The following is a 10,930-nucleotide window of genomic DNA, read 5'->3' as shown; positions in this document are numbered from 1 at the left end:
GGGGGGCGGGTCGTTCCACGCCCGCGGCTGTTCCCCGGTCCCGCCGCCGCCCGCGGCACCGGGCTCCGGGCCGCGCCGCGGGTCGTTCCACGCCCGCTGGTCGCCGCTGTCGGGACCGCGCCCCGGGTCGTTCCAGCCGCGGGCCTGGGCCGGGTCGTTCCAGCCGCGCTGGTCGCCGCCGCGCCCGCCGTCGTCCCAGCCGCCGCCCGCTCCCGGGCCGTTCCAGCCGTGACCCTGCGCCGGGTCGTTCCAGCCGTTCCGGTCGTCGCCGCCCCGGCCGCCCTGGTCGTACCCGCCCTGCCCGTACGGCGGAGCATCGCGGCGTCCCGCGTACGGCGACGGCTCTCCTCCCGGGGGGCCGTACGGAGGCGGGGTGCCACGGCCGGAGGCGTCGTTCCCCTGGCCGTACCCCTCGCTCCCGCCGGAGACGTCGTCGGAGCCGCGGCGGCGCGGATCGGAGGGGAACTGCGGCTGGCGGGGTGGCTGCTGGTCGCCGGGGTAACCCATGCGCCCGAGAGTAGTCGGCTATTCAGACAGAAGAGGAGCGTCAGGAATAACCGAAGTCCTCGGTCCACCACAGGCCGCCGACGCCCATACCGACTCCGACACCGGTCGCCACCAGCTTGCAGTTGAGCAGCGTCGACCGGTCGCTGCCACTGGCCATCCACCCGCGGACCACCCCCGACGGGGTGCTGAAGCCCCGGGCGATGAGCTCGGCTCCGCTGTTCGCGTAGCCCGCGGCCGCCATGCGGTCCCACGCCGAGCCGCCGCCGGGGGAGGCGTGGCCGAAGACGTTCGTGACGGCCATCTCCTCGGCGTGGACCCGGGCCGACCGTACGAGCCGGGAGTCCACCCGCAGCGGCCCGCAGCCGTGCTTGGCGCGTTCGGCGTTGACGAGCGAGACGACCTGGGCCTCCATGTCGGCGAACTGGCCCGTGCCGGTGTCGCCGCCGGAGGGGTTCCCGGTGGTCTCGGGGGAGATCGTGTTCGTCGTGGGGCCGCCGCCGGAGCCGTCGATCAGCGTGCCGGACGGCTTGCGCCTGTGCTGGATCTTCGCGGGCACCTCGTCGAGGGTGGGCGTCCGCGCGCGGTGGACGTGCTCGAGCGGCGGCCGTTCCCGGCTCGCGCCGACGGACGCCGCCTTGGCCGTCGAGGTGGGCTGCGGGTCGGATTTGCGCAGGTAGAGCTCGTCCACCGGGCTTCCAGAGGCCGTCTGCCTCCCGATCACGACCCCGACGAGGAGGACGGCGGTGGCGCACGCGAGCAGACCCATCAGCGTCCCGCGTCTGGGGCCCCGAAGGGTATGCCGGGTGTGAGGGGTCTGCCACATACCGCAGTCAAATATAGGGATCTGAAGCATGGTGAAGAAGGGGCCACCGGGTACAGATTTGATGAACGTTCAAGTGAGGCGGATGTCCGTTGCCGCCTCGCCGGTGTTTTGACCACTGGTCCGGAGGCCGGTAGTCTGCTAGTTCGTTGTGTGTGGATCGGTCTGTCCGCAGACCGGTGCACGGCGCGTCCGGCGTCTTCTCCCGTACATGTGGAGACGGAGGTTGTCGCCGTGCCTGCGCAACCTACCGAGAGTTCACATTCCGACAGAAGGCACTGCCGTGCGCACGTTCTCACCGAAGCCCAACGACGTCGAACGTCAGTGGTACGTCATCGACGCGACCGACGTCGTGCTCGGCCGGCTGGCCAGTCAGGTCGCCACGCTGCTCCGTGGCAAGCACAAGCCGATCTTCGCCCCGCATGTCGACACGGGTGACTTCGTCATCGTCGTCAACGCCGACAAGATCGCTCTGAGCGGCAACAAGCTCGAGCAGAAGAAGGCGTACCGCCACTCGGGCTACCCCGGCGGTCTCCGCTCCGTCTCGTACGGCGAGCTCATGGAGAAGCGCCCGGACCGGGCCGTCGAGAAGGCCGTCCGCGGCATGCTGCCGAAGAACGCCCTCGGCCGGAAGATGGCGAAGAAGCTCAAGGTCTACGCCGGCGGCGAGCACCCGCACCAGGCCCAGCAGCCGGTGCCCTTCCAGATCACCCAGATCGCCCAGTAATCGCGAGCCAGGAAAGTAAGAGGAGAACCGTGGCCGAGCCCACCGGTATCGAGACGCTCGTCGAGGGCGAGCCGGAAGACTTCTCCGCCGAGGAGTTCCCTTCCGAGTACACCACTGAGTCCGCTCCCGCCGGCGACGCCGTCGTGCGCAAGCCCGTCACCACGGGCAACTCGTACGGCACCGGCCGCCGCAAGGAGGCCGTCGCCCGTGTCCGCATCGTTCCGGGCACCGGCAAGTGGACCATCAACGGCCGCTCGCTCGACGGCTACTTCCCGAACAAGGTCCACCAGCAGATCGTCAACGAGCCGTTCGTCGTGCTCGGCGCGGAGGACCAGTTCGACGTCATCGCCCGCATCGACGGCGGCGGCGTGACCGGCCAGGCCGGCGCGCTGCGCATGGGCCTGTCCCGCGCGCTGGCCGTCCTCGACGCCGAGGTCAACCGCCCGCCGCTGAAGAAGGCCGGCTTCCTCACCCGTGACGCCCGCGCCACGGAGCGGAAGAAGTACGGCCTCAAGAAGGCCCGTAAGGCTCCGCAGTACAGCAAGCGTTAAGTTGGGGCGCCTCTTCGGCACCGACGGGGTACGTGGGGTCGCCGGGCGCGACCTCACCGCGGAACTGGCCATGGACCTGTCCGTGGCCGCCGCGCACGTCCTCGGCGATGCCGGGGCGTTCCACGCCAGCGTCGGGCGGCGCGGCCGCCCGATCGCCGTCGTAGGCCGGGACCCGCGGGCTTCAGGAGAATTCCTGGAGGCCGCTGTGGTCGCCGGCCTCGCGTCGTCAGGCGTGGACGTGCTCCGGCTCGGCGTGCTGCCCACCCCGGCGGTCGCGTATCTGACATCCGCCCTGGGGGCCGACCTCGGCGTCATGCTGTCGGCCTCCCACAACCCCGCGCCCGACAACGGCATCAAGTTCTTCACCCGTGGCGGCTTCAAGCTGCCCGACGCGGTGGAGAACGAGATCGAGGAACGGCTCGGCGAGAAGTGGGACCGCCCGGTCGGCCCGTCCGTGGGCCGGGTCCGCGAGGCGTACGGCGAGGCGGACCGATACGTCTCGCACCTGCTGACCACCCTGCCGCACCGGCTCGACGGCCTGCGGGTCGTCGTGGACTGCGCGCACGGCGCGGCGCACATGGTCGCGCCCGAGGCGCTGCTTCGCGCGGGCGCCGAGGTCGAGACCATCGGCGCGTCTCCGGACGGCCTCAACATCAACGACGGCGTCGGCTCCACCCACCTCGCGGGGCTGCGAGAGGCCGTCCTCGAGCGCGGCGCCGATCTCGGCATCGCGTACGACGGCGACGCCGACCGGTGCCTGGCCGTGACGGGCGACGGCGAGGAGGTGGACGGCGACCAGATCATGACGATCCTGGCGCTCGCCATGCACGCCGACGGCCGCCTGGTCAAGAACACGGTCGTCGCCACCGTGATGTCCAACCTCGGGTTCAAGATCGCCCTCAGGAACGCCGGTCTGACGGTGGTCGAGACCGCCGTCGGCGACCGGTACGTCCTGGAGGCGATGCAGGACGGCGGCTACAACCTGGGCGGCGAGCAGTCCGGTCACGTGATCATGCTTGACCACGCCACGACCGGGGACGGCCTGCTCACCTCACTCCACCTGATGGCCGAGGTGGCCAGGCAGCGCCGGTCGCTCGCGGAGCTGGCCTCGGTCATGACGAAGCTGCCGCAGGTGCTCGTCAACGTGCGTGACGTGGCCAAGTCGAAGGCGTCCGATCCCGAGCTGCGGGCGGCGGTCGCGGCCGCCGAGGACGACCTCGGCGACGGCGGCCGCGTGCTGATCCGGCCCAGCGGCACCGAGCCGATGATCCGCGTCATGGTCGAGGCCGAGTCCCACGAGCGGGCCGAGACCATCGCGGGACGGCTCGCGGAGGTCGTCCGCAGGGTCTGCGTCTAGCGTCGATCGAAGAAAGGACCCCGTCCGGCACCCCCGCCGGGCGGGGTCTTCCCGTGTCCGGTGTGGCGCCTGTCCATCGGCTGGGACGTCAGATGGGCGGCGGCCAGGTCCAGGTCCCCGGCTGGTCGCCTTCGGCCCGGGAGACGGCCCAGTAGGTGTCGTGGCCGTCGAGCAGCACCTGCAGGTTGACGCTGTTGAACGAGGACGCGAACACCCTCACGACGATCGCCGGGTAGACCTGCCCGGCCTCTGCGCCGCCCCCGTACCCGGGGGGGCCTGGCCGCTCGCCCCGGGACGCCCGGTCGTCCATGCGGCGAACGTTGATCTCGGCCGCGTCGGCCTCGCTCAGCGTGTACTGGACGATGCGGCCGATGTCCGGAACCTCCCCCACGGCGGCCTCCAATCCGAGCAGGGCCGTCTGTCACACGCTACCTGCGGCTACGCTCCGCTCATGACCGTCCTGTGAGCGATTCGTGGTCGAGGCCAAGGGAGAGGCCAAGGCGATTCTGGCCGTGCTGAAGACTCGGGGAATCGCGATCTCCTCTGAGAGCGAGGATCGCATCAGCCAGTGCACCGATCTGGGGTTGCTGGACCTCTGGATCCGGAAGGCCGTCACCGCCACGTCCGTGGACGAGCTGTTCGACTGATCCGCCCGCCGAGCCCGGTGAGGCGGCGGGCTCTGGGGGATGTCAGTCGTCGCCGGTGAGGGAGAGGGAGCGCAGCCGCTGGCCGGCCCACAGCAGCGCGCCGGCCGTCACGATGACCATGGCCGGGAGGGCGAAGCCGAGGGCGACGTCCGTGCTGAAGAACGGCGACGAGGAGACGTGGTCGGCCACCGACTGGGCCCATTGCTGGATGGAGAACTTGCGCGCCCCCGGTACGTAGCCGCCGACCACGCCCTCCCACACGAGGGCGTAGATGACGCCGACCGTGACGGCGTGGCGCGTCAGGACGCCCAGGAGCAGGAACACCGCGGCGTACGCGATGCCGCCGACGACCGCGCCGAGCGTGAAGCCGGTCGCGACGCCCGAGTCGCCGCCCGCCAGCAGGTACGCGGCGGCGAACGTGGACACCCCGGCGAGCACCACGACCAGCGAGGCCGCGACGACGAACTTGGTGAGCGCGATCACGGGCCGGGAGATCGGTTTGGCGAGCAGGTGGATGATCGTGCCGTCCTCGATCTCCGGCGCGACCACCCCCGTTCCGGCGATGAGCCCGAGCAGCGGCAGCATCGTGCCGATGGCGAAGCTCCGCATCAGCGTCACGGCCGTGTGCTCGTCCTGGCCGCCGATCAGCCGGAACAGCGCGGCGATGACCACGAGCGCGAGCGGCAGCAGCACGAGCAGCCAGATCCGCTTGCGGCCCAGCATCGCCCGGTACGTGATGTCCGCCACCACAGTGTTCATCGGGAGCTCCGGTTGATCAGGTAGGAGAACACGCTCTCCAGGTCCTCGTCGGTGGGCGAGACCTGCCACAGGTGGACGCCGAGGTCCCGGGCGACCCGAGGCAGCAGCGCGGTGAACCGGCCGAAGTCGACGGCCTGGATCTCCAGCCCCTGCTCGGTCAGGGACACGGCGTTGCTGGACGGGTCGCCGATCAGCGCGGCGGCCAGTCGCCGGTCGTCGCTCGACCGCACCCGGAACAGGTGCGGCCGGTCGGTCATCCGCCGCCGGATCTCGCGGTAGTCGCCGGAGGCCGCGTGCCGTCCGGCGACGAGGACCTCGATGTGCTGAGCGACCCGCTCGACCTCCTCCAGGATGTGCGAGCTGAACAGGATCGTCCGGCCCTCCTCGCCCATCCGGCGGACGAGGTCCATCAGGTGGAGGCGCTGGCGCGGGTCCATGCCGTTGAACGGCTCGTCCAGCAGCAGCACCTGCGGGTCGTGGACGAGCGCGGCGGCCACCTTGACCCGCTGCCGCATGCCCTTCGAGTACGTCTCGATCCTGCGGTCCCGGGCGCCGGACATCTCCACGAGGTCGAGGGCCCGGGTGGCGGCCTCCGCCGGGGCGGGCAGCCCGTGCAGCCGGGCGGCCGACAGCACGAACTGCCACCCGGTGAGGAAGCCGTACACGGCCTCCTTCTCGGGGACGAGCCCGATGCGCCGGTAGATGTCGTGGTTGTGCCAGATGGGCCGTCCGTCGAGGGTGGCAGTCCCGCTGGACGGCGAGAGGAACCCGGCCATCATGTGCAGCAGCGTCGACTTGCCCGCGCCGTTCGGGCCGAGCAGGCCGGTGACGCCGGGCCCGATCGTCATCGTGACGTCGTTGACCGCCACGACGTTGCCGTACCAGCGGGACACCTGGGCGAGTTCGAGCACGCCCTGGCGGGTGGTCACGGGGGAGCTAGTGGTGGTCACGACGCCGCCTTCCGGTAGCGCATAAGGACGCCCGTCACGGCCAGCGCGACCACGGCCAGCATGATCAGGCAGGACGCGATGCCGGGCGGAGCCGACTCCGTGTTGACGGGCGCGGTGCCGAACAGGGCCGACTGGACGTAGTCGACGAGGAAGAACGGGTTGAGGAGCAGGGCCCACCCGGCGAGATCGTCGCGTCCCGACGACATCAGCACGCCGGCGAAGATCCCGGAGACGGCGGCGGTGAACATGTAGAACGCGATGACCGACGCGACGCCGAGACCGCGGCGCGGGGTGAACGACGCCAGGGCGATGCCCACGGAGGACAGCAGCACCGCGTGGAGGACCGCGCCGCCCAGGGCGCCGAGGTAGTCGGCCGTGTGCGGCGGCCCGGGCAGGTCCACCAGGAGTTCGCCGACGTACTCGATCGTCAGCGGCACGGCCAGCAGCCCGAACAGCGCGACCGCGAGCGCGGCCAGCTTCGCCAGCACGTAGTCGCTCACGGTCAGCGGGCGGGACAGATACAGCGGCAGCACACGGAAGCGCAGGTCCGGCGCGACCAGGTAGGGCGACTGGGCGGCCAGGAAGACCGCGATCACCGCCTGCATGAAGACCGCGTAGTTGGGATAGGGCATCACGAACTGCTTGGCGAGCGCCATCACGCCGATCGACACGATCGTCGGCATCAGCATGATCGCGGCCAGCAGCAGCGGAATGATCTTGGCGCGGACCGTGCGGCCGAGCCCGAACACGCCGCGCAGGCTCTGCACGCCGAGGGCGAGCGTCGCCTGGCCGCGCCCCAGCCGTACGCCGTCGTAGTGGCGGTATCCGATGTCGTGGATGACCGCGGTCGGCTCTGTCGTCATGCCACCGGCTCCTTGAAGACGTCCTCGATGCGCCCCCGGCGCTGCTCCAGTCGCAGGAGGCTGAGGCCGAGGTCGCAGACGGCGTCGCGTACTGCGTCGTAGGTGCGGCCGGGGTCGTCGGGGGACACCTGGACCGTCAGCAGCCTGCCCTGGGCGGCGACCGTCTCGCCGCCCGCGGTCAGACGCTCGGCGAGCCGCTGCTGCCCTTCCTCGACCTCCACCGCGATGGTCTGTTCGGCCCGGGTGAACTCCCGGATCGCCGAGGAGCGCAGCAGCCGGCCGCCGTCGATCACGATGACGTGGTCGCAGACCCGTTCCAGCTCGCCCAGCAGGTGGGAGGTGACCACCACGCTGATCCCGAACTCGGTGCCGACGCGCCGGATCAGCGCCAGCATGTCGTCGCGGCCCTGGGGGTCGAGCCCGTTGGTGGGCTCGTCGAGGAACACGAGCCGGGGGTCGTGGACGAGGGCCTGGGCGAGCTTGACCCGCTGGCGCATGCCCGTCGAGTAGCCGCCGATGGGCCGGTAGCGCTCCTCGTCGAGCCCCACGTGCCGCAGGGTGTCGGCGGCCCGCTCCCTGGCCGCCGTACGCGGCAGGCCGGACATCTGCGCCATGTGCACCACGAACTCGGTGGCCGACACGTCGGGCGGCAGGCAGTCGTGCTCGGGCATGTAGCCGACCGCCCGCCGGATCTCCAGGCCGTCCGTGCCCGCGTCCATGCCGAGCACGCTCGCGCGGCCGGAGGTGGGCGGCAGCAGCCCGAGAAGGATCTTGATGAGGGTCGACTTGCCCGCGCCGTTGGCCCCGACGAGACCGGTCACCCCGGTCCCGGCGGCGACGGTCAAACTGTCGAGCGCCGTGACGCGGGGAAACCGCTTCGTCAGACTCTCGGTCGCGAAGCACGTGGTCACGCTCGCCGTCATGATCCGCACCCTACCCGGCCCGCTGCGGGCCGGGCCTCCCCCCGGCGGAGGATCCCGGCCTCCGACTCCGGTATCGGGCGGACCGCAAGGTCATCCCCGCGCGGCCCCGGTCCGTCCCCACAGGAACCGCTGGAGGAAGAGCGTGGCGGTCCCGGCGACGACCATGCCGGAGACGTTCACGGCGAGCTGGAGCAGCGACCCGCCGACCTCCGGCCACCGGCCCAGGGCGAGCGCCACCGCCATGTAGCCCGCGGCCGGCACGGTGGTGACCGAGATGAAGACGCCCACGAGGGCCGACGACTTGCCCGCGGTGATGGACAGCACTCCGGCCGCCCCGGCGAGCAGCGCCACGATGAACGACCACTTGTCGGGCACGACGATGAACCGCACCTCGTCGTTGTGCCGGAGCATCTCCGGGCCCACCCAGCCGAGGAGGCGGGAGACCAGCGCACAGGCGAACGTGACGGCGACGGCGGCCGAGAACCCGACCGCCAGCGCGCGGAGGGCGCCGCCCACGAGCCGCCACCGCAGCCGTAGGAGGCCGAAGGAGACGGCCGCCACCGCGCCGAACTCCGGCCCGAGCACCATGGCGCCCACGATCAGGATCTGCGAGGGGACCAGCACGCCGATGGCCGCGATCTGCGTGGCGATGGCGAGGAAGGCCAGGAACGCCCAGGTGATCCGGGAGTCGTCGGCCACCCGCTTCTCGAACTGGTCCCAGATGACCGCGTCGTCCCCCTCGCCCGGGGCCAGGGCCTCCGCCTCGTCGGCTCCGCGGGAGATGGACAGCCCGATCTCCTCCAGCGTGATGGAGCCGTCCGCGCCGATGCCGAGGGACTTGAGCGCGCCGATCACGTCGTCGGCGGCCTCCCTGGCCACGTCGGCCAGGACGACGTCGCCCTCGGGCCGCCGGGCCGCCTTGCCGATGAGCACGATGTTCGCGACACCGGGCGTCCGCTCGAGCACGCCGAGAACGTCGTCCGTGCGCCCGAACGGCGAGATCACCCGCAGATGCAGCACACCGCGATTATCTACGGCCCCCTCAGGTGCGCCGCAGCCGCACGTGGCGGACCGAGTGGTCGGGGCCCTTGCCCAGGATCAGGCCGGCCCGCCCCCGGGTCGGCTCGATGTTCTCGACGAGGTTGCGCTCGTTGATGTCCCGCCACACGTTCTCGGCGAACGCGGTCGCCTCCTCGTGGGACAGCTCGGCGATGTGCCTGAAGTAGGACTTGGGGTCGGAGAAGGCCGTACGGCGCAGCTTGTGGAAGCGGTCGACGTACCAGCCGCGGATGTCCTCGACCCGGGCGTCCACGAAGATCGAGAAGTCGAAGTAGTCGTACACGGCCAGCGCGGTGGGGGGCGCGGGCTGGAGCACGTTGAGGCCCTCGACGATGAGGATGTCCGGCCGCCGGACCGTCTGGACGGCTCCGGGCACGATGTCGTACTCCAGGTGGCTGTACACGGGGGCGTCGACCGAGGGGCGGCCGGCCTTCACCTCGGCCACGAACCGCACCAGCGCCCTGCGGTCGTAGCTCTCGGGGAAGCCCTTGCGGTGCATGATCCCGCGCTCCTCCAGCACCTTGTTGGGGTGGAGGAAGCTGTCGGTGGTGACCAGGTCGACCCGGGGGTGCTCGGGCCAGCGGGCGAGGAGCGTGTGCAGCAGCCGCGCGGTGGTCGACTTGCCGACGGCGACGCTGCCCGCGATCCCCAGCACGTACGGCAACGGGTCGCCGGACTCGCCCAGGAAGGCGCCCACGGCGGCGCTGCGCTGCCGCGACCCCGTGAAATGGAGGTTCAGCAGCCGGGTGAGCGGCAGGTAGACGTCGGTGACCTCGGCGAGGTCGATGGGGTCGTCGATGCCCCGCAGTTCCTCGAGCTCTTCCTCGGTCAGCGTGAGCGGCGTGTTCCTGCGCAGGTCGCGCCACTGCTCCCGGCTGAGCTCGACGTACGCGTCTCCGTCTGTCACGTCGGCCAAGCGTAGTGACCGACCCTCGCCCCGCGATCCGGGGGTCGTGCACAGCCTGTGGATGAAAATCGGTGGATTACTCACAGCGCGCAGCGGGAAAGACCACTTCTCCCCCCTTACGCTGACCACGTGATCGTGGGCATCGGGGTCGACCTGGTCGACGTGGCGCGCTTCGCCGCCGCGCTCGAGCGCACGCCCGCGCTGCGCGGCCGTCTGTTCACCGAGGCCGAAAGCGGGCTGCCGCCCGCGTCGCTGGCCGCCCGCTTCGCCGCCAAGGAGGCCGTCGCCAAGGCCCTCGGCGCCCCGCCCGGTCTGCGGCACCTGGAGGCGGAGGTCGTCCGCGAGCCCGGGGGCAGGCCCGTCCTGCGGGTGACCGGCCGGGCTGCCGAGGTGGCCAGGGACCTCGGGGTGCGCCGCTGGCACCTGTCGCTGTCCCACGACGGCGGCGTGGCCGTGGCCTACGTGATCGCCGAGGCCTGAACTCCCGTCTCCCCGCCCGCGGAGATTCGTCCACAGGTCCGCCTCCGGTGATCGCGGTCGCGGGCCGGGGAGGCTACCGTCGGACGCATGCGCACCGCGTACACCTCCGACCAGATCAGGGCCGCCGAGCTGGCGCTCATGGCGACGCTCCCCGAGGGGACGCTGATGGGCAGGGCCGCCGCGGGCCTCGCCGTCACCTGCGCCGGCCTGCTCACCGGCCTGCACGGCAGGGTGTACGGATCGCGGGTCGCGGTGCTGGCCGGCGGCGGCGACAACGGCGGGGACGCCCTGTACGCCGGGGCGCGCCTGGCCCGCAGGGGAGCCCGGGTGGAGGCCGTCCTCGCGGGGTCGCGCGCCCACGAGGGCGGCCTGGCCGCGCT

General features: G+C 71.6%; 14 protein-coding genes and 1 pseudogene. 6 read left to right on the top strand and 9 right to left on the bottom strand.

The window, feature by feature from the left end:
- Positions 1-507 (bottom strand): annotated as a pseudogene (locus MPTA5024_RS42575) (hypothetical protein); the annotation flags it as partial.
- 40 nt (positions 508-547) lie between these two features.
- Entirely contained in the window at positions 548-1,273 is a 726-nt protein-coding gene (locus MPTA5024_RS24840) for a CAP domain-containing protein (RefSeq protein WP_051458611.1), read from the bottom strand.
- Between the two features lie 337 nt (positions 1,274-1,610).
- Between MPTA5024_RS24840 and rplM the strand changes: the two genes are divergently transcribed.
- From rplM to glmM, 3 genes are read left to right on the top strand one after another with little or no spacing between them, the layout of a single operon-like run.
- Positions 1,611-2,054, top strand: coding sequence for a 50S ribosomal protein L13 (rplM, locus tag MPTA5024_RS24835; protein ID WP_036328450.1), 444 nt, complete (start codon positions 1,611-1,613; stop codon positions 2,052-2,054).
- Positions 2,055-2,083: 29 nt separating this feature from the next.
- On the top strand, positions 2,084-2,605 hold the full coding sequence (gene rpsI / locus MPTA5024_RS24830) for a 30S ribosomal protein S9 (protein ID WP_036328448.1): 522 nt from the start codon (positions 2,084-2,086) through the stop codon (positions 2,603-2,605).
- Between the two features lies 1 nt (position 2,606).
- On the top strand, positions 2,607-3,962 hold the full coding sequence (glmM, locus tag MPTA5024_RS24825; protein WP_036328446.1) for a phosphoglucosamine mutase: 1,356 nt from the start codon (positions 2,607-2,609) through the stop codon (positions 3,960-3,962).
- Between the two features lie 88 nt (positions 3,963-4,050).
- Here glmM and MPTA5024_RS24820 read toward each other — a convergent pair whose 3' ends face one another.
- Entirely contained in the window at positions 4,051-4,353 is a 303-nt protein-coding gene (locus MPTA5024_RS24820) for a hypothetical protein (RefSeq protein WP_036329426.1), read from the bottom strand.
- 82 nt (positions 4,354-4,435) lie between these two features.
- On the opposite strand from MPTA5024_RS24820, the gene MPTA5024_RS41275 reads away from it, so the two are divergent.
- The gene (locus MPTA5024_RS41275; protein WP_157099696.1) at positions 4,436-4,609 is read left to right on the top strand and encodes a hypothetical protein; all 174 of its coding nucleotides are present in this window, start codon (positions 4,436-4,438) and stop codon (positions 4,607-4,609) included.
- A 42-nt stretch (positions 4,610-4,651) separates the two neighbouring features.
- Here the strand turns inward: MPTA5024_RS41275 and MPTA5024_RS24815 are convergent, their stop codons facing one another.
- The 6 genes from MPTA5024_RS24815 to coaA form a co-directional block, all read right to left on the bottom strand.
- Complete coding sequence (locus MPTA5024_RS24815) at positions 4,652-5,368, bottom strand: ABC transporter permease subunit (RefSeq protein ID WP_036328444.1); 717 nt, start codon at positions 5,366-5,368, stop codon at positions 4,652-4,654.
- Entirely contained in the window at positions 5,365-6,318 is a 954-nt protein-coding gene (locus MPTA5024_RS24810; protein ID WP_232326623.1) for an ABC transporter ATP-binding protein, read from the bottom strand. The genes MPTA5024_RS24815 and MPTA5024_RS24810 overlap by 4 nt, the downstream gene beginning before the upstream one ends.
- On the bottom strand, positions 6,315-7,181 hold the full coding sequence (locus MPTA5024_RS24805) for a hypothetical protein (protein ID WP_051458610.1): 867 nt from the start codon (positions 7,179-7,181) through the stop codon (positions 6,315-6,317). Before MPTA5024_RS24805 ends, MPTA5024_RS24810 begins: the two co-directional genes overlap by 4 nt.
- Complete coding sequence (locus tag MPTA5024_RS24800) at positions 7,178-8,104, bottom strand: ABC transporter ATP-binding protein (protein WP_036329417.1); 927 nt, start codon at positions 8,102-8,104, stop codon at positions 7,178-7,180. Before MPTA5024_RS24800 ends, MPTA5024_RS24805 begins: the two co-directional genes overlap by 4 nt.
- Positions 8,105-8,194: 90 nt before the next feature.
- Positions 8,195-9,124 carry a DUF389 domain-containing protein gene (locus MPTA5024_RS24795; RefSeq protein ID WP_036328442.1) on the bottom strand — a complete coding sequence of 310 codons (930 nt, stop codon included), beginning with the start codon at positions 9,122-9,124 and terminating at the stop codon, positions 8,195-8,197.
- Between the two features lie 22 nt (positions 9,125-9,146).
- The gene (gene coaA / locus MPTA5024_RS24790; protein ID WP_036329414.1) at positions 9,147-10,070 is read right to left on the bottom strand and encodes a type I pantothenate kinase; all 924 of its coding nucleotides are present in this window, start codon (positions 10,068-10,070) and stop codon (positions 9,147-9,149) included.
- 129 nt (positions 10,071-10,199) lie between these two features.
- Between coaA and MPTA5024_RS24785 the strand changes: the two genes are divergently transcribed.
- Together MPTA5024_RS24785 and MPTA5024_RS43750 are read left to right on the top strand one after the other, a co-directional pair.
- Positions 10,200-10,550: a holo-ACP synthase gene (locus tag MPTA5024_RS24785; RefSeq protein WP_036328440.1), complete on the top strand. Its 351-nt coding sequence runs from the start codon at positions 10,200-10,202 to the stop codon at positions 10,548-10,550.
- A gap of 87 nt (positions 10,551-10,637) precedes the next feature.
- Positions 10,638-10,930: NAD(P)H-hydrate epimerase (locus tag MPTA5024_RS43750; RefSeq protein WP_036328439.1), on the top strand; the 293-nt coding region annotated here is incomplete at its 3' end.

Origin of the sequence: Microbispora sp. ATCC PTA-5024 (assembly GCF_000511135.2) — a bacterium.
GTDB classification, from domain to species: Bacteria; Actinomycetota; Actinomycetes; order Streptosporangiales; family Streptosporangiaceae; genus Microbispora; species Microbispora corallina.
This window is presented reverse-complemented; position numbering and strand designations above follow the sequence as displayed.

What these genes read in the sequence shown, in the direction of transcription:
- MPTA5024_RS24805 (WP_051458610.1), bottom strand. Translation starts at nt 7,181, where the DNA reads ATGACGACAGAGCCGACCGCGGTCATCCACGACATCGGATACCGCCAC.
- MPTA5024_RS24800 (WP_036329417.1), bottom strand. Translation starts at nt 8,104, where the DNA reads ATGACGGCGAGCGTGACCACGTGCTTCGCGACCGAGAGTCTGACGAAG.
- MPTA5024_RS24815 (WP_036328444.1), bottom strand. Translation starts at nt 5,368, where the DNA reads ATGAACACTGTGGTGGCGGACATCACGTACCGGGCGATGCTGGGCCGC.
- MPTA5024_RS24840 (WP_051458611.1), bottom strand. Translation starts at nt 1,273, where the DNA reads ATGGGTCTGCTCGCGTGCGCCACCGCCGTCCTCCTCGTCGGGGTCGTG.